The organism is Stieleria magnilauensis (assembly GCA_007753675.1).
Lineage (GTDB): Bacteria > Planctomycetota > Planctomycetia > Pirellulales > Pirellulaceae > Stieleria > Stieleria magnilauensis.
The window spans coordinates 8,351,404-8,368,865 of record CP036432.1 but is presented as its reverse complement, the minus strand read 5'-3'; the positions used below and the strand labels follow the sequence as shown (position 1 = coordinate 8,368,865).

Annotated in this window: 12 protein-coding genes; 9 read left to right on the top strand and 3 right to left on the bottom strand. The window is 59.3% G+C overall.

What is annotated here, in order from left to right; all coding sequences use genetic code 11:
• Positions 1 to 82 precede the first annotated feature (82 nt).
• Entirely contained in the window at positions 83 to 1,324 is a 1,242-nt protein-coding gene (locus TBK1r_RS30165) for an SGNH/GDSL hydrolase family protein (protein ID WP_145218914.1), read from the top strand.
• Between the two features lie 220 nt (positions 1,325 to 1,544).
• On the opposite strand, the gene TBK1r_RS30160 is transcribed toward TBK1r_RS30165, so the two are convergent.
• Entirely contained in the window at positions 1,545 to 2,612 is a 1,068-nt protein-coding gene (locus TBK1r_RS30160; RefSeq protein WP_145218912.1) for a DegT/DnrJ/EryC1/StrS family aminotransferase, read from the bottom strand.
• Positions 2,613 to 2,883: 271 nt separating this feature from the next.
• Here TBK1r_RS30160 and yajC point away from each other — a divergent pair, with 271 nt between their 5' ends.
• Both yajC and secD read left to right on the top strand, forming a co-directional pair.
• A complete protein-coding gene (gene yajC / locus TBK1r_RS30155) occupies positions 2,884 to 3,270 on the top strand; it encodes a preprotein translocase subunit YajC (protein WP_236649347.1) in 387 nt (128 codons plus the stop codon).
• Between the two features lie 197 nt (positions 3,271 to 3,467).
• On the top strand, positions 3,468 to 6,740 hold the full coding sequence (secD, locus tag TBK1r_RS30150; protein WP_145218910.1) for a protein translocase subunit SecD: 3,273 nt from the start codon (positions 3,468 to 3,470) through the stop codon (positions 6,738 to 6,740).
• Positions 6,741 to 7,245: 505 nt separating this feature from the next.
• Here the strand turns inward: secD and TBK1r_RS30145 are convergent.
• On the bottom strand, positions 7,246 to 8,703 hold the full coding sequence (locus tag TBK1r_RS30145; protein ID WP_145208447.1) for an IS1380 family transposase: 1,458 nt from the start codon (positions 8,701 to 8,703) through the stop codon (positions 7,246 to 7,248).
• A gap of 434 nt (positions 8,704 to 9,137) precedes the next feature.
• On the opposite strand from TBK1r_RS30145, the gene TBK1r_RS30140 reads away from it, so the two are divergent.
• The 5 genes from TBK1r_RS30140 (at position 9,138) to TBK1r_RS30120 (ending at position 15,121) form a co-directional block, all read left to right on the top strand.
• On the top strand, positions 9,138 to 11,171 hold the full coding sequence (locus TBK1r_RS30140; RefSeq protein ID WP_419580535.1) for a M28 family peptidase: 2,034 nt from the start codon (positions 9,138 to 9,140) through the stop codon (positions 11,169 to 11,171).
• 216 nt (positions 11,172 to 11,387) lie between these two features.
• Positions 11,388 to 12,026, top strand: a complete 639-nt coding sequence (locus tag TBK1r_RS30135; RefSeq protein WP_372897297.1) for an OmpH/Skp family outer membrane protein — start codon at positions 11,388 to 11,390, stop codon at positions 12,024 to 12,026.
• Positions 12,027 to 12,169: 143 nt separating this feature from the next.
• Positions 12,170 to 13,072: a UDP-3-O-acyl-N-acetylglucosamine deacetylase gene (lpxC, locus tag TBK1r_RS30130; protein WP_145218906.1), complete on the top strand. Its 903-nt coding sequence runs from the start codon at positions 12,170 to 12,172 to the stop codon at positions 13,070 to 13,072.
• A 154-nt stretch (positions 13,073 to 13,226) separates the two neighbouring features.
• Positions 13,227 to 14,039 carry an acyl-ACP--UDP-N-acetylglucosamine O-acyltransferase gene (gene lpxA, locus TBK1r_RS30125; RefSeq protein ID WP_145218904.1) on the top strand — a complete coding sequence of 271 codons (813 nt, stop codon included), beginning with the start codon at positions 13,227 to 13,229 and terminating at the stop codon, positions 14,037 to 14,039.
• The gene (locus TBK1r_RS30120) at positions 14,036 to 15,121 is read left to right on the top strand and encodes a Gfo/Idh/MocA family oxidoreductase (RefSeq protein ID WP_145218902.1); all 1,086 of its coding nucleotides are present in this window, start codon (positions 14,036 to 14,038) and stop codon (positions 15,119 to 15,121) included. Before lpxA ends, TBK1r_RS30120 begins: the two co-directional genes overlap by 4 nt.
• Positions 15,122 to 15,331: 210 nt before the next feature.
• Here TBK1r_RS30120 and TBK1r_RS30115 read toward each other — a convergent pair whose 3' ends face one another.
• Positions 15,332 to 16,276: a sugar phosphate isomerase/epimerase family protein gene (locus tag TBK1r_RS30115; protein ID WP_145218900.1), complete on the bottom strand. Its 945-nt coding sequence runs from the start codon at positions 16,274 to 16,276 to the stop codon at positions 15,332 to 15,334.
• A 179-nt stretch (positions 16,277 to 16,455) separates the two neighbouring features.
• Between TBK1r_RS30115 and TBK1r_RS30110 the strand changes: the two genes are divergently transcribed.
• Complete coding sequence (locus TBK1r_RS30110; RefSeq protein ID WP_145218898.1) at positions 16,456 to 17,448, top strand: hypothetical protein; 993 nt, start codon at positions 16,456 to 16,458, stop codon at positions 17,446 to 17,448.
• Positions 17,449 to 17,462 lie beyond the last annotated feature (14 nt).

Here is a 17,462-nt window from a genome sequence, read left to right as displayed (position 1 = left end):
ATTACGATCTGGACAATCCTTTAACTCTCCTTTAACTCACTCGGTTCGTCAGTACCGAAGTCGTCAATACCGCAAGGACATCATGAATCTTTCACTCTCCGTTCGGATCGCCTGCAGTTTCGCGACCGTTTTCATCGCCGCGGTGACTTGCCGGGCCGATGACCCGCCCTCGAGCGCGGAGCGTGCGGGTTCATTGCCCCCCACCGCTGTGCATGTCCGCGGGGACCTGCATCGCAGCCGCGAAGTCTTCACCACGACCGGGCAAGGACGTGTCGCGTTTCTCGGCGGATCGATCACGGAGATGAACGGTTATCGACCGATGGTCATGGATAGCTTAGTGGCTCGCTTCCCCGGCACCGAGTTCAACTTCATCAATGCGGGAATGTCATCCACTTGCTCGCACACTGGGGCATTTCGGCTGCCGTCGGATGTCTTGAGCCACAAGCCCGATTTGCTGTTCGTCGAGTTCGCCGTTAATGACGACCAAGATGCCGCCCACAGCTATGAAGACGCACTACGGGGCATGGAAGGCGTGATTCGCTCGGCCCGGTCCAGTCTGCCCCAGGTGGACATCGTCATCACCTACTTCGTCAATCCATCCATGTTGGAAAAGGTCCAAAACGGCGAGGTACCGACAAGCATTGCCGCCCACGAGGCGGTCGCGAAGCACTACAACGTTTCGACCTGCAACGTGGCGGTGGAGTTGGCCAAGCAGATCGCCGAAGGAAAAACCACCTGGGCGATCTACGGCGGTGTCCACCCGAAACCGGCAGGCAATCGGATCGCGGCGAATCTGATCGAAGACGTTTTTCGCCAAACCCGATTCTCGCTGGCCGAAGCGAAGTCGGCCAACCGCCAGACGTTCGCCCCCCACCCGCTGCCGCCGCCGATCAACCCGACCAGCTTTTGGCGCGGCCGGTTCCTCCCCCGCGACGCGATTGCGATGGGCAGCGGATGGTCGTTTGTCGAGCCGAAGTGGAAAGACATTGAGGGCTCGTTTCGCGAGCGGTTTGCCGGGCGGCCGCTGACGGTCGCCACGGTTCCGGAGGCGGAACTGCAGGTCACCTTCACCGGAACCGCGATCGGACTGTTCGTCTTGGCTGGCCCCGATGCCGGCGTCGTCGAATTCTCCATCGATGACGGAGACTGGCACGCCGCTGACCTGTTCCACCGCTTCAGCAAGGGACTGCACTATCCGAGAACCGTCGTGCTGATGTCGGGACTGGAGGACGGCCCACACCAGATGAAGCTGAGGGTTTCGAAAAAGAAAAACGGTGCCAGCCAAGGCAACGCGGTTCGAATCCTGGAGTTTGTCGCGTCGTAGGCGTGTTGTTCGGCGGGAGTTTCGTCGTCGCTTGATACTCACGGCCCGACAGGACGCAACTCAGTGCTTCGTCCAGAGTTGACTCTTCGGGGTTATGGTCGTCACGGAAACGGGGCCCACGGATGGCAGCGCGAACCCACGGATTTTTAGCACCCTGTCATCCGTGGGTTCGCCCTGCCATCCGTGGGTTCACTTTTCGATCGTTAGCCCGGTAAAATCACTAGTACGGCGACGCCTCGGACAATCGTTGCACCAACTGCGTCCGCAAGGGACCGGTTGCTAGCAAGGCGGAGTGGTCGAGCAGGCAGAGTTGCTCGCCCAGCAGTCGGCAGCGGTCCAGCGGGCCGACTTTGTCGCAGCGTCGGTCGCTGCTGCGGTGCATCGATCGATAGCCCGGACCGACTGGCAGTCCGGCGCGGCGGAGTGTTTCCAGCATTGCATCACGTCGCTCGCATAAGAACGCGAACTTGTAGAACGTCGCAGGAGGCGTCGGCTGGCCATCCGCGGTCGCCTGTCGGATCCAGTCGACGCCTGCGGTGATTGCCGAAACGGTCTCCGATCGAATTTGGTTGCATTCGGCCAGACGATCCAGCTGGGGCAGCAGCGCCGCGGCTTGCAATTCGCTCATCGGCGCCGAGTCACTGGGTCGGTCCAGCCAGGCGTTCAAGCGGCTTGCAATCGGGTCCCGATCGGTCAGCACCGCGCCTCCATTGCCGGCGGTCAGCGGTTTGCTGCCCCCGAAGCTGAACACACCGACGTCGCCCCAGGCCCCGGCAGGGCGGCCATCGATTTGCATGCCGGGCGTCTGGCAGGCGTCTTCGATCAGCGCCCAGTCCGCATGGTCGCAAAGTTCGCGGAGGCGGCGGATTGGGGCGGGAACACCGTAAAGGTGCGATACCACAACGGCTTTCACGGCGTGTTTCGTGCCTGCATCTTGCCAAAGGCGTTGCAGCGCCTGCGGATCGATCGAATGGCTGGTCGGATCCGCGTCGACGAGGACGGGTCTGGCCCCCAGCAGCTCGATCGCCCGAAAATTTCCGGGATAATCGTAGCCGCACAGGGCGACCTGCTGACCGGGCGCGACCCCGACGGCACGGAGGGCCAACTCGACGCCCAGCGACCCGCTGCTGACCAAGCGGACATGGCGGCAGCCGACCTGTTGGGCGATCTGTTCCTGCAGCGCGGCGGTCGCTTCCCCCCGGTAGCGTCCCCAGTCGCCGCGGCGGACGCTCCGTAGAATCGACTCGGTAATCTCGGGCCATTGGGGGGGCCAGGCAGGGAACATCATGGATTTGCGGTCAGAGTTGGCATGGATCGCGCGATCGGCAGGGGTCAAGCGTTCGCTTCACTGACAGGGCGAGGGCAGACGTGGCATCATTTGTCAGTCAGGCAAACCGACGTGTGAGTTTGCGGGGGAAAGTGGGTTGCGGTGGCAAGAGTCTGGCAAAAGCGTCGAAAGTTCGTTGCTGGCTGGGCTTGTGACCAATTTTGGCCTTCCATATCATGCCGCTCTTGTATTTTGCCTACCCAACCAGATTAGAACCCATTCGGTCCGAATTGTGATCCAACCCCTGCTTCAATTCGTACCGTGGACGATTCTGGCCGACGATGTGGCCCCGGAGGTCGCCGAGCCGAAGCCGTTTGTCTTGCAATTGATGGAGAATCCGCTGTTCCCGATCGCGGGAATCATTTTGATCTTCTACCTGACGTTGATCGCTCCGGAGCGTCGACGCAAGGCGGAAGAGGCGAAGCGGATCGCGGGGATCAAGAAAAATGATCGCGTGATCACCAGCGGTGGATTGCACGGAACGGTGGTCAGTGCACCGAGTGATAGCGATGTGGTGACGCTTCGGCTGGACGAAAGCGGGACGGTACGGGTGAAGGTCAGCCGGTGGGCGCTGACGGTCATCGAAGAAAAAAAGCCGAAGGACGACGCGAAGGACTAAAGAACATCGATTCGACATCGAATCCCCCTGCCTGACACGCGAGCGTTTCGAATCGTTTGCCCGCACTAACAGATTTAACCAAGACTGCCCAAATACACCCGAGGTGGTAACGTGACCCGACTGGGGTTGCGGTTTCCACGTTCCCGATCACTGCATTCGTCACGTTTGCATTCCTTTCGACTACGAAACAACCAACGATGGACTGCTTTTCTCTCGTTCAGCCCCTGGCCGATGTAAGTCTGACCGACCCGAGTCTGCTGCCCGGTCTGCTTTCGACGATCGACACCGCTTCGATCGCGGGATGGTTCGGCGACCTGCTTTCGGCCAGCCCGATCGCTCAAGGTGAAGCCGAACAAGGTATTTCATGGCAGCAGTACGGATTGCTGGCCATCGCCTTGGCGGTGATCATCTTGCCGTTCACCGTGGGTGGCTTTTTCGCCAAGCGGCTCAAGATGCCGACCCACTCGACGCGAATCGGCTTCATCTTGCTGGCGATCACAGTCAGCGTGACGGTGCTGTTGAATCGTTTGCCCGATCAAGGGGTGGACCTACGCGGCGGGACGATTTTGGTCTACGAGATCGACCCCAGCAAAAGCAATCCGGACGCCGAGCAGCAGGGCAACGGAGTCAAGTCGAAGGATCTGGTCGGACCGCTGACCAAGCGAATCAACCCCAGCGGCACGCGCGAGATCGTGATTCGCCCGTACGGTGATTCGCAAATCGAAATCATCATTCCCGAAGTCGACCAGCGCGAAGTCGCCCTGATCGAAGAGACGCTCAAGCAAGCCGGGATTCTGCGTTTCGCGATCGTTGCCAACCGCACCGACCACCAGCGGGTGATCAACTTGGCGGCCGAGCAAGCCGCTTCGCCCGAACGTGCGATCCGGATGAGCGAAGTGATTTCCGACGCCGATGGAAGCACCGTCGGTCGCTGGGCGATCGTCGACCGTGAAACCACCAAGACCGGTGACAACGGAGCGTTTCGGGTCAACATCGGCAACGCGATTGTTCGCAATCCCGATACCGGCGCGTTCGTCGAGTTGCCCCCGCAGGTTCGTGGCGACCAAGCGTTGCAAGCCCAGTGGGTCGACGACAACGGGCTCTCGGGCTTGGAAGTGCTGATGATCATCGACCCCCAGATCGACGTCAAAGGGGAAGACCTGGCGTTCGCCTCGACGACCTTTGATGAGCAGGGTGCACCCGCCGTCGCGTTCAACCTGACCGACTCGGGCAGCAACAAATTCCGCGTGCTGACGACCGAAAACGCCCCCCAAGGAACGCGTCAACGTCAACTCGGGATCGTGATGGACGACCGTCTGTTGTCGGCGCCGAACATTCTGCAGCCGATCAGCAAACAAGGACGCATCACCGGCAATTTCACAACCGAAGAAGTCAAGGCGCTCGTCGACATCCTCAAAGCCGGCCAGTTGCCCGCCGCGTTGACGAAGCAGCCGATCGCAAAGAACCAGATCGACGCGACGCTCGGTGCCGACACGATCCGCAAAGGGGTGATGGCGATCGGCGTGTCGCTGGCTCTCGTGCTGGTCTTCATCCTGTTCTACTATCGCTTCGCCGGTGCCATCGCTTGCTTTGCCCTGGTGCTGAACCTGGCGATGATCTTGGCGACGATGGTGTTGATCCACCAACCGCTGACCTTGCCGGGATTGGCCGGCCTGGTTTTGACCGTCGGTATGTCGGTCGATGCCAATGTGTTGATCTTTGAACGGATACGCGAGGAAATCAACAAAGGCGCCAAGGACCGCATGGCGATTCGAAACGGGTTTGCCAAAGCGACCGTCACCATCGTCGACGCCAACTTGACGACGCTGTTCACCGCGATCGTGTTGTATGCGATCGGAACCGACCAGATCCGTGGCTTCGCCGTCACGTTGATCTTGGGAATCCTGTATTCGATGTTCACCGCGATCTACATGTCGCGAACGCTGTTCGATATCGCTGAACGACACAACAAAGTTTCTCTCGGTATGTCCGACATGGTCAATGCGATGAAGAACTCGGTGTCCGGCGGCGGCATGCTGGACTTCATCGGCAAGGGCAAAGTCGCCCTCGCGATCTCGTCGGTGTTGATTGTGATCGGCATCGGATCGCTGGTCGCTCGTGGCAAGACGATTTTGGACATCGACTTCGCCGGCGGATCGTCGGTGCAGTTCCGAGTCAGCAAATCGACCACCACGCAAACTATTCGTGACATTGTCGGCACGGGAATCGGTGAGCAAGACGGCACCCCTGTTCAATTCACCGTCAACGGCGTGACCATGGACGGTGCCGACGACGGCACCGTTTTCAAAGTCGACTCGTCGCTGGTGTCGGTCGATGACCTGCAAAAGCGGATCGTCGAATCCTTTGCATCGGCACCGGAGACCGATCTGGTCACCTATGACGTGACCATCTCCGATGTGGCCGGCGGATCCGGCACCTCCTCGATCGATCGCGATTCCAACGGCGTGATGCTGGTCGCGATGCAAGCGGAAACGGCTGACGACGCTGCAGCCAGTGACGCTGCAGCCAGTGATGCTGCAGCCAGTGACAACGACTCGCAAGCCTCGACGGCTCAACCCTCCCTGACCGCGGGTGAATCGGCCGTTCGCCGCATCAGCCTGGGGATCGGCGGCGGCGACACGAGTGCCTCGATCAGCGGCCCCACGTTGATCCAGCGAATGAAGGAAGCCGCCGAAGCATTGAAGATCCCACTCAATGAACGGGCCGTGGACTTGCTGCCCAGCGGCGAAGGTGCCGAAGACTGGAAGAGCGGATCAAGTGTTCCGTTTTCCGAATGGCGGGTGACCTTGCCGATGGGCAACGAAGCCGCCGACCAGGTGATGCAAGCCGTCGAGCGATCGCTCGGCGACGAACCGGTCTGGGTCAGCAGCAGCAGCGTGGGTGCACGGGTCGCCGGTCAAATGGTCGGCCGTGCCTCGGTCGCCCTGTTCGCCAGCTTGATGGTCATCATCTTGTACATCTGGTTCCGATTCCAACGCGTCATCTACGGCTTCGCAGCCGTCGCCGCACTGGTCCACGATGTCTTGATCACGCTGGGTGCGATCGCGATCAGCTACTACGTCGCCGACGCGCTCGGGTTCCTGTTGATCGATCCCTTTAAGATCAGTCTGACCGTGGTCGCGGCCTTGCTGACAATCATCGGTTACTCGCTCAACGACACAATTGTGGTCTTTGACCGGATCCGCGAAACGAAGGGCAAGTCACCTCGTTTGACCGGTGAGATGATCAATACCAGCATCAATCAAACGCTCAGCCGAACCTTGCTGACCTCGATCACGACCTTGATCGTGGTCGTGCTGCTGTATCTGTTCGGCGGCCAGGGCATCCATGCCTTCGCATTCTGCTTGGTCATCGGGGTCTTGGTCGGAACCTATAGTTCCGTGTTCGTCGCCAGCCCGATCCTGCTGATGCTGGTCAAGCGAGGCGAAAAGCCGGCCGAAGCGGCCTGATCGCTTACAACATCATCACGCAACGCGTGACGTCGCGGTACGAGGCGGGGCGAAAGCGACAAGGGATTCAGCAACCGTTGGTGTCCAGCCTTTAGGCGCATCCCCACTCGCTGCGGAGCAGCGAACCCGGGCGGCTAAAGCCTGCACACCAGCAACCGTTGGTGTCCAGCCTTTAGGCGCATCCCCGCTCGCTGCGGAGCAGCGAAGCGGGCGGCTAAAGCCTGCACACCAGCAACCGTTGGTGTCCAGCCTTTAGGCGCATCCCCATTCGCTGCGGAGCAGCGAACCGGGCGGCTAAAGCCTGCACACCAGCAACCGTTGGTGTCCAGCCTTTAGCCCGGATATTGCATCCGCTGACTGGTTGACTCTGATTTTAGACTGAGTTACGGCGAGGCTGTCCACGATAGCCGGTTTTTGCTGCAATCGATTCGCTGCGGGCAGAGGGCCCCCTACCCCCAGACGACCGGAAGTCGCTGCGCGGTGCCACACGATGCGATGGGAGTGGCTAATCGCTACGGCACAGACGTGCCAGCACCTGATTGAACAGCGGTTCCCAGGGGCAATGGCTGCAAAGATGAAATACCACCCGACGACAAGTCACTCGAACTCGGGCTGCTATTTTCAACAGTCGCAATCGAATCGTGTCCACACGTAGACGACTCTGTTTCGTTCCACTCAGGCCCAGGCGACGCAACCCATCGAGTAGAACGTAAGCAAATGATGAAAGCATCACGCGGAACTGATTGGCAATAAAACGGGTGCAACTGGTGCGATCAGCGAACAGACAAAGCTGTTGCTCTTTGATCCGATTCTCCATCTCGCCACGCATGCAGTAGTGCTCTCGATAAAACTTCTCCGGGTCATAAGCGACAGAGCACCATGTCCCTGGAGTCTTAACTTGTAGCGGCTGCCTTTTGCCATCGACCATCGGTCGATGGTAGGTCGTGTCGACAATGTCGTCACTTGAGAAACAGTTTGTTACGACGAAGCGAGGATTGGGGCCTTTGGCGGTATACTCTGCTTTGCCGACCACCCAGCGATGGCGGTCCCACGTCCTGCCGGTGCGATAGCGAAACCACTTGTAAAAGGCTTGTTTGCCACCACGGTGGAATCTCTCGACTCTTGCGCGAGTCATTTCGCAGGCAATTTGCTTGACCAAAACCTTATTCTTGGGCAAACCAAAGACGTAGTGGACATCGTTTTTGTCGCACCAGCGCATGAGGCGTTCGATCGCAAAACCTCCGTCACCACGAAGGGTGATTTTGACCCGAGGCCATCGTTGGCGGATCCTTGCAACAAGCAATTTTGTGATTCCGCGTGCGTGATGGCCATCACCGAGGTTGGCTGGACGAAGATACGAGACGAGAAGTTGGTCGCCGCAAAACACGTACAGAGGTTGGAAGCAATAGCTGTCGTAGTAGGCATTGAAAGCCTTTTTATCTTGATCGCCGTGTACCTTGTCGTCCGTTGCGTCTAGATCGAGTGTGATTTCATCAGGCGGGGTGTCGAAGCTGTCAAGAAAAATGTCGACGAGGATCTTGCTGAGTTCGAAGAGTTCTTTTTTGGTGATTCGGTTTTCAAATCGGGAATGAGTCGAGGGGCTCGCCAGAGTGGGATCCCAATCGTCATCCGACCTGTCATTGATTCGAGGGGGCCGTCCGGCGGCGACTTGAAAGGCGGCATCATCGCGAAGCTGCTGTTGATCGTTTGCGTCTTCGTATCCGGCCGCGATCGCAAAGATTCGACTGATAAGGATTTCCGCTTGAGAATGAACGGTGTGAATCGGATCACGCGGGTCGTGAATCGCTTGGTCGATCCGCTTGATCAAATTGAGCTTTTTGTCGACTTCGCGAAGCAGGACGAGGCCCCCATCGGAAGTGAGCGATCCGCCGTCGAAATCTACCTCAACGGCCTGCCTTCTGAGGCGTTTCAATGCGGGACGATTTCGTTTACGCTTTGTCATTGCCGAAAGCCTTGGTTTTGTGGTCTATGAAGTGTCGTAACTCCAATAGATACACGAACTAAGGCTTTCGCGCTATAGGGGCAGTCGAATAAGCGGATGCAATATCCGGGTTAGGCGCATCCCCACTCGCTGCGGAGCAGCGAACCTGGGCGGCTAAAGCCTGCACACCAGCAACCGTTGGTGTCCAGCCTTTAGGCGCATCCCCACTCGCTGCGGAGCAGCGAACCTGGGCGGCTAAAGCCTGCACACCAGCAACCGTTGGTGTCCAGCCTTTAGGCGCATCCCCACTCGCTGCGGAGCAGCGAACCTGGGCGGCTAAAGCCTGCACACCAACACTGATGCCCGTGCCATTGGCACCTGCCCCCTAAGCCCGCTCTGATAGTTGGCACATGATCACCCGAAAGTACTCGCAACTTCGTTGGGCGTCCCACATCATGACAGTTTCCGCGCCGCCTGCGATGCTCGTGGCATTCGTGCAAATCGCATTGCTATCGATCGGTGCGGCCCATTGCAGGGCCCAAGAATCCGGCGACGTCCGTTCGGCAACGGTGACCGAGACGCTTCGCCGGGACATCCAATTCTTAGCGTCGGAGGAACTTCGCGGGCGAAGCATCACCGACGAGACGATCGATGTGGCGCGCGATTATCTGCGTGAGCGGATGGAATCCATCGGCTTGGAACTCGACTCCGTCGCCGGCGGTCCGTTCCAGCGTGTGGAAATCCCGGTCGGAAGCGAAGTCCGCAATGAGTCGGGCAATGTTTGCCGGATTCAGATCGCCGATCAGCCGGTCGTCGACGCCGGACTGGGCGAAGGGTTTGGGCCGCTGGGGATCGGAAGCGACAAGCATTCCGTTTCGGCCCCCGTTGTATTTGCGGGCTACGGAATCACCTCCAAAACGCATGATTACGACGACTATCAATCGATCGATGCGCGCGGCTCGATCGTGATGTTGCTGCGGAAAGAACCCGGCGCCAGCGATCCGGACAGTCCCTTTGATGGGGTCAAAAACACGCGCCACGCCTACTTTGCCACCAAGGTGCTCAACGCGATCGAGCACGGCGCCGTCGCTGTTCTGATCGTCAACGATCCCGACAGCACGCGTGAAGCGGTGCAAAAGGTTCAAAATCGGATCGACCAGGAACAGCGCCGCAAGGAAGGCTTGGTCGAGATGCTGTCCAATTTGCCGCAACAAGCTGTCAAGAACCGCGCCGCGACGGCTGAAAAAATTGCCGGCACCGAGCGAATGATCGTGGCGATGCAGGCCGAGCTTGAGTCAGCTCGCCGCGGCGTGTTGGGAATCGCGGACGCCGGCACGAAGTCCAAGCAGAGCGAAAAGATCCCCGTCGCCTCGATCGCGCGCGATCTGGCCGATCGGATGTTGCGTGCCGGTGCCGACGCGTCGCTGGAAGAACTCGAAACGCAAATCAACCAGACCTTTCGCCCGGCCAGCCGAGCATTGGATTCGGTCACGGTCTCACTGTCGGTTGATCTGAAGCCGGCGATTGCGGTCAGCGACAACGTGATCGGCCGGCTGCCCGGCAAAGGTTTGCTAGCGAATCAGACCCTTGTGATTGGGGCGCATTACGACCACGTCGGCATGGGCGGATTTGCGTCGATGGCTCCGGGGACGATCGCGGTCCACAACGGGGCCGACGACAATGCCAGCGGGACGGCAACGATGCTGGCGTGCGGAGCGGAATTGAAGCGTCGGCTCGAAGGAGTGGACTCGCATCGCACGATCCTATTGATCGGGTTTACCGGCGAGGAGCGTGGGTTGTTGGGCAGCCAGCGATATGTCGAAGCCCCGGTGCGACCGATCGAAAACACGACCACGATGATCAACTTGGACATGGTCGGCCGGCTTCGCGACAACGAGTTGACGGTGTACGGAACGGGGTCGGCCAGCGAACTGGAACGCGTCGTCGACACGGTCAATCGAGAATTCCAATTCAATCTGTTCAAGGTGGCCAGCGGGTATGGCCCCAGTGATCACCAGTCGTTTTACCGGGTCGGCGTTCCCGTGCTGTTTTTCTTTACGGGGCTGCACAACGATTATCATCGCCCTTCTGACGATTTCGACAAAATCGATTTTGGGAACCTAACCCGTGTAACCGATATGGTCAGTGGTGTGGCATTCCGCCTGGCGGTGCTCCCCCAACGGCCCATTTATGCCGAGACCGATCCGAAGGTTCAGATTCGTCGTCAAATGACAGCGTACCTGGGCATTCGAATTTCGGAACAAAACGGCGTGGTGAAAATCACCGAGGTGACCGATGGGAGTCCGGCATCGAAAGCGGGATTGCAGATCGACGATCAAATTCAGCGTATCGGCCGGCAGGCGATTCGCACCTCGGGTGACGTTTTGTCCTGGGTGCGGGCGCACGAACCGGGCGACAGCTTCGAAATCGAAGTCCGTCGAAATGCAAGCACCGTGACGTTGCGTGGAAAGCTTGAAAAACGCTCCTAGAAATGGCGTGATCAATCTTTACGTGGCTCAGGGCGATTGCCACAATCGGAAAACAGTGAACAAAAGCCGGAGCGATTTCGGCACGTCAGCGAATGAGTGATTTGGTACAGGCAACGGATGTCTGCGTCGAGCCATTCCGAGCGAATCGATACCGTAACACGATTCGTTTCAACGCTGAGACAAAGGACTGCGACTCAATACGCAAGGAGAGCGAAAGTGCGAACCGTTCGCCATCAAGTCTGTGGAATTGCCATCGGATTGGCAACTGTGTTGGCCCCGTGTCTGATGACCGGTACTGCGTCTGCACAGGATTCGGCTCCTCACCGCGTTGCGGTCGTGGACGTCGCGTACATCTTTAAAAATCACCCGGGCATCAAAACCCAGGTGGCGAACGTCGAAGGCGATCTGAAGGCCTACGATGCAGAGCTGAAACAAAAGCGTGAACAACTGCAGAACACCGCTGCAAAGCTGAAGACGCTGTCGCCGGGTTCGCCCGAGTACGCTCAATTGGAAGAGCAACTGGCGAGCATGGATTCGAAGCTTCGCCTGGACATGGCTCGCAAACGCAAAGAGCTGGCCGATGCCGAAGCCAAGATTTACTATGACAACTATCAACAGATCGCCGCCGGCGTGAAGTTTCTGGCCAATCATTACAAGATCAACTTGGTGCTTCGTTACAACAGCGAAGAAATGAATCAGGCTCAAGGCGAATCGGTCATCCGTGGCGTGATGAAAAACATCGTTTACCACGATGCCGCCTTGGACATGACCCCAGGCGTCATGCAGTACCTGGACAAGGTGATCAAAGCAGATCCGGCAATCGCCGGCCGCAACGGCACCTCGCAACGCCAGTAGGCAGCGGGTCACGCCGAAAGGCAATGAGCCACGTCAGGGGCAATGGCGTTGGCTCGGCTAAGACGCGAAACGGCGGACAGCGATGTCCGTCGTTTTTATTTTCCTGATTTAAAAAGTGGCTTGGTTCGGCAGGGAGGCACGCCGTGAAGTTATCACGCAACCAGCATTCGATCGCTTCGTCTTGCCGGCTGACCGGTCGAGGTTATTGGACGGCCAAGGAAGTCGAAGTCGCCATCCATCCGGCCCCGGTGAACACGGGCGTCATGCTTGTCCGCACCGATTTGCCCGGCCATCCCTCGTGCCCGGCCCATGTCAGCCAACGGACCGACGCCCAACTGAGAACAAACGTTGCCCAGGGTGACGCCCAGTTCGAAATGATCGAACACTTGATGGCGGCACTCTACGCGATGGAAATCGACAACTGCATCGTCGAAATCAACGGCTGCGAACTGCCGGGTCTGGACGGCAGCAGCAAACCCTTTATCGACGCGTTGGCGACCGCCGGATTGGTCATCCAAGCCGGTGAGCGACGCCGCTTGGTGATCGACCAAGTGATCACGCTGCGTGAAGGTTCCTCCTGGATCTCCGCGGCACCGGTTCCGACCGGCGTCAGCCATTTCGGATACCAGTTGGTCTTTGACCAGGAAGGCGAGATCCCCAACCAATGTTACGGCTTTGCCTGCACACCGACGCGTTTCAGCCGCGATGTTGCACCGGCGCGAACGTTCGTGACCGAAAGCCAAGCCAAGGCGTTGCACGCCCGCGGCGTCGCCCAACATGTTTCCTACGAAGACTTGTTGGTCTTCGGCGCCGACGGCCCGATCGACAACACCACCCGCTTCAAGAATGAATGCGCCCGCCACAAGGCGTTGGACCTGGTCGGTGACCTGGCCCTGGTCGGAATCGAATTGGTGGGCAAGTTCATCTCCTATCGCGGCGGCCATCGACTGAACGGCCGGATGGCCCAAGCGCTGCATGACCTGGCTGTGCAATCACAGTCCCGCAGCCAAGTCGGATGCTTCAGTGATCGACGCCATGCGGCCTGAAACGCGGTGCGAAAAACTTTCCATCGGTGGACGAAAAAACAGCCTGATTCCTCTCGATCCAGAAGACCGTAATTCGCTACGTTCCCAATGATCCGCGATTTGATTTCGCTTTCAGATCGCAACTTCCATTATCAATTATCCATATTGGTTTGCCATGAGTGTTGTCATCGCTCAAACAGCCGTCGTTGATCCGCGAGCTCAGCTAGGTAACGGCGTTCGAATCGGCCATTTTTCTGTGATCGGGCCGCATGCGAAAATCGGCGACGGCACGCTCATCGAAGAACACGTCGTCATCACCGGACACTCGTCGATCGGCGAAGACAACCACATCTTCCAAGGCACTGTGATCGGGGCCCATCCCCAAGACACCAGCTACAAAGACTCGCCGACAAAAGTTGTGATCGGTGACAACAACGTGTTCCGCGAACATTGCACCGTCAACCGTGCGACGGAAAAGGAAGACGGCGTGACCGAGATCGGCCACGACAATTATTTCATGGCCGGCACCCACGTCGCCCACGACTGCAAAGTCGGTGACCGGATCGTGATCGCCAACAACGGCATGTTGGGCGGTCACGTGCGAGTCGGAAACGATGTCACCATCGCCGGTGGCGTCGGCGTGTCACACTTCGCCAGCGTCGGACAACTGAGCTTTGTCAGCGCGATGAGTCGTGTGCTGCACGACGTCCCGCCCTACACGATCGTCGACGGACAACCGACTAAACCGCGAGCGGTCAACACGATCGGCTTGAAACGACACGGTTACACCACCGAGGACATTGCGGTGCTGACCCAGGCCTTCAAGTTGTTGTATCGGGCACGCGTCGGCGTCGACAAGGCTCGTGAGATCGTATATTCGCAAGGCCCGATCCGGCCCGTCATCAAACACCTTTTTGATTGTGTCGATCGTTCGTGCAACGGACGCCACGGCCGCGGTCAAGACCAACGGAGCAAGAAAGCAGCATGACACGTTTGCGCGTAGCCGTCATCGGCGCCGGACATCTGGGACGAATTCATTCCAAGCTTCTCGGCAGCGTCGATGGTGCCCAACTGGTCGCGATCAGCGATCCGATCGAGGCGGCCCGGAACAATGCGGCACAACTGTTTGACGTGCCGACCTTTGCCGACTACCGCGACTGCATCGACCAAATCGATGCCGCCATCATCGCCGCCCCCACCGATGCGCACGCCGAGATCGCAACGGATCTGTTGAAGGCCGGCAAGCACCTGCTGGTCGAAAAACCGCTGGCGACGACCGCCGCCGACGCCGACAAATTGGCGATGCTCGCCGCGTCACGACGGCTGACCCTGCAAGTCGGCCATGTGGAACGATTCAATCCGGCGTTCACCGCGCTGGGAGATATCGGTGTCGATGTGAAGTACGTCGAAGCCGTCCGCGCCTCACGTTTTCCCGGTCGCTGCCTGGACGTCGGCGTCGTGATGGACCTGATGATCCATGACATCGATCTGGTTTGCTCGATGACCGACGCAGCCATCGCCGACGTCTCCGCCAGCGGGATCGCCGTCGTCAGCGATCACGAAGACCTGGCCGAAGCACGCCTTGAATTCGCCTGTGGGCTGGTCGCGAACTTGAAAGCGTCGCGGGTCAGCCCCGCACCGGCCCGCCAAATGCAAGTCTATGGCGGTGGCGGATTCGCCGAAATCGATTTCTCCGGCCCCGCCCTGCACGCCGTGCGGCCGAGCGAGTCGCTGGTCGATCGCGATTTCGACCTGGACGAAGCGACCGACAACCCACTCGGCTATGCCGACACCTTGTTCACCGACCATCTGCAGTTGGAAACCAAGCAGCTGGAATCGCGGAATGCGATTCTGGACGAACTGCACGACTTCGTGATCAGCATCCAGTCGGGGATCTCGCCGACGGTCAGCGGACTGGCCGGCGCCCGAGCCGTCACGATCGCCGAAAAGATTCTCGACGCGATCGCCCGCCGGGCCTGGTACGCCGAAGCCGCCCCGTCGGAAATCGGCCCCCTGGCAAGCATCCGCCGACGCATCGAAACGCCCCACCGCTTCCGAAAAGCGGCCTGAAAAGTGGCGTAAGCTTCCAAAGTGGCGTAAGCTTCCAGCTTGCGACCCCCACAAGCTTTAGCTTGCCCCCAGGATACTTTACCAACGGCTGCAAGCTAAAGCTTTCACGGGGAGGCAAGCAAGATGCTTACCCCACTGGCGCAAGCTAAAGCTTTCAGGGGGAGGCAAGCAAGATGCTTACCCCACTGGTGCAAGCTGAAGCTTACTTCACTAGAGCAGCGCGATCGCTTTGTGGATGGCCTTGGACGTTGCCGCACAGGCTTCGTCGTTGTCCAGCTTGTTGAGGGCTTGATTGAAGGGTTCGGCGCGAACCGGGCCGTCATAACCGACGTCGATCAGCGCCTGCAGGAAAGACTTCACGTCGATCACTCCCGTCGCAGCCGGCAATTCACGTCGGTTGTCGATCTGTTCGTCGACCGCCAGCCCCGCGGGCGCGTCATTCAAATCACAGCCGACGATCTGCTGTGCATTCAACGATCGAACGTCGTCGGCGGTCTCACCGGCGGTGTACCAGTGCCAGGAATCGAGCACGAACCCCATGTTGTCCACGCCGATGGCCGAATGCAGTTCCGCCGTCTCGCGCATGGTGTGAAGGAACGGGAATCGTTTGGAGTTGCGCAGCGTCGACGTGCCGACATACTCCAGCCCCAATCGCAGCCCGTGGTCTTTTAACACCTTCGCGCACTCGCGGAGACGATCGGCGTGCTGTTTGAAGTTGGCGACGTAGGTCAGTTCGTCGTGGCACGGCGAGATCCAGGTGCCCATCCGGTCGACACCGGCGCGACGCAGCGCCGCGGCCAGAGCGGGCAAGGCGGCGAGATCACTTTTGAATTTCGCTTCGTCCTTGCGAAAATCGACCGGCAGCCCCGACGAGCCCCAAACCAACCCTTTCGCGTTCAAGTCGCCGACCAACGCTTCACTTTCGGCATCAGACAGCTTGGCCAAATCATGGGGTGCCGCGGCGACGGACTCGAAGCCATGTTTTGCCGCCAACTCAATCGCTTCGGTCTGGTTCGCCTTGACACCGATGCTGCCCCAGCGAAGGTCAACGGTGAACTTGCGTTTGGGCTCGGACAACGCCCACGCGGGAGAACAGGCCGCCAAGGAGAACGCTCCGGCCGAGGCCGCAATGACATCGCGTCGAGAGAGTTTCATAAATCATCCGCCAATGGAGTGTGTAGGTGGGATCGGCTCGCGCTCACGGTAGGCCGCGCATCGCCTTGGCCTCACCGATGACGACTAGTCTAACATCGATCGACAGGCAGCGGCGGATCGCGAAATCGAACGCGTCTCCTTACACTGGGCAAAAATGCCAACCGGAACGGAAACCACCCATGATACTCATTGCGACCGACGAAGCCGGATACGGGCCCAAACTGGGGCCGCTGGTCGTGTCGGCTTCCGCCTGGAAACTTCCACTCGGGGAGGCCAGCCCGGGCGACCTGCCGGAAGCCTTTGCGGCCGTCGCCAAGCCCGTCACCGTGTCCGGCCGGCGGATCGTCGTCAACGATTCCAAAGCCGTGTTTCAACCCCAATCGGTCACCAAGAAGTCCGGCGGCTACGGCAAGCTGGAATGCGTGACGTTGGCCGGAGCCCGATGGTGTGGCCTGGCCGACGCGCGTTTGGACCTTGTCGATGATTTGGCGGCACACGATCGAGACTCGATCGGTGCGACACCGTGGCTTGCGCGCTTGCTGGAACAGGCGATCGACACGGAATCGGCCAATCCGCTGGTCACGGCCTGGCAATCGGGTCCGGCACAGTTGGCGGGAATGAAAACGCGAGTGATCACCGCCGCCGCCTTCAACCGGTCGTGCCGCGGCGGAGCGAACAAGTCGGACTTGTTGTCACAAACCACGCTCGAGCTGGTGAAGTCGCTGCTGGACGAGCTTGCGATCGCCCCCGACCAACAGGTCCCCGACCAACAGGTCCCCGACGAACAGGTCACAGTGTATTGCGACCGGCATGGCGGCCGCCGCTATTACGCCGGCCCCCTGCAAGCGGTCTTCGACGGTACGCTGGTTCGTGTCATCGCGGAATCAAAGGACGAAAGTTATTACGCAGTGCCTTACCGAGGCGGCGAGTTCACGATCCGCTTCACGGTCAAGGGCGATTCCTTCACGCCGGTGGCGTTCTCGTCGATGGTCGCCAAGTACGTCCGGGAAAAGGCGATGGAATCATTCAACGCGTACTTCGCCGAGCTTGCACCCCAACCGCTTCGCCCCACCGCGGGTTACCCCGTCGATGCGGATCGTTTCTTGAAAGACATCGAAGCAATCGTCCGAGAACAAAACATCGACTTGGCCACGTTGGTGCGCTCGCGGTAGATAGATGTGATGCA

Bases quoted from the DNA above. Each gene is read 5' to 3' on its own strand.
- secD (WP_145218910.1), top strand. From the start codon at position 3,468: ATGGACTGCTTTTCTCTCGTTCAGCCCCTGGCCGATGTAAGTCTGACC.
- lpxA (WP_145218904.1), top strand. From the start codon at position 13,227: ATGAGTGTTGTCATCGCTCAAACAGCCGTCGTTGATCCGCGAGCTCAG.
- TBK1r_RS30115 (WP_145218900.1), bottom strand. From the start codon at position 16,276: ATGAAACTCTCTCGACGCGATGTCATTGCGGCCTCGGCCGGAGCGTTC.
- TBK1r_RS30165 (WP_145218914.1), top strand. From the start codon at position 83: ATGAATCTTTCACTCTCCGTTCGGATCGCCTGCAGTTTCGCGACCGTT.
- TBK1r_RS30140 (WP_419580535.1), top strand. From the start codon at position 9,138: ATGACAGTTTCCGCGCCGCCTGCGATGCTCGTGGCATTCGTGCAAATC.
- TBK1r_RS30160 (WP_145218912.1), bottom strand. From the start codon at position 2,612: ATGATGTTCCCTGCCTGGCCCCCCCAATGGCCCGAGATTACCGAGTCG.
- TBK1r_RS30145 (WP_145208447.1), bottom strand. From the start codon at position 8,703: ATGACAAAGCGTAAACGAAATCGTCCCGCATTGAAACGCCTCAGAAGG.
- TBK1r_RS30110 (WP_145218898.1), top strand. From the start codon at position 16,456: ATGATACTCATTGCGACCGACGAAGCCGGATACGGGCCCAAACTGGGG.
- TBK1r_RS30120 (WP_145218902.1), top strand. From the start codon at position 14,036: ATGACACGTTTGCGCGTAGCCGTCATCGGCGCCGGACATCTGGGACGA.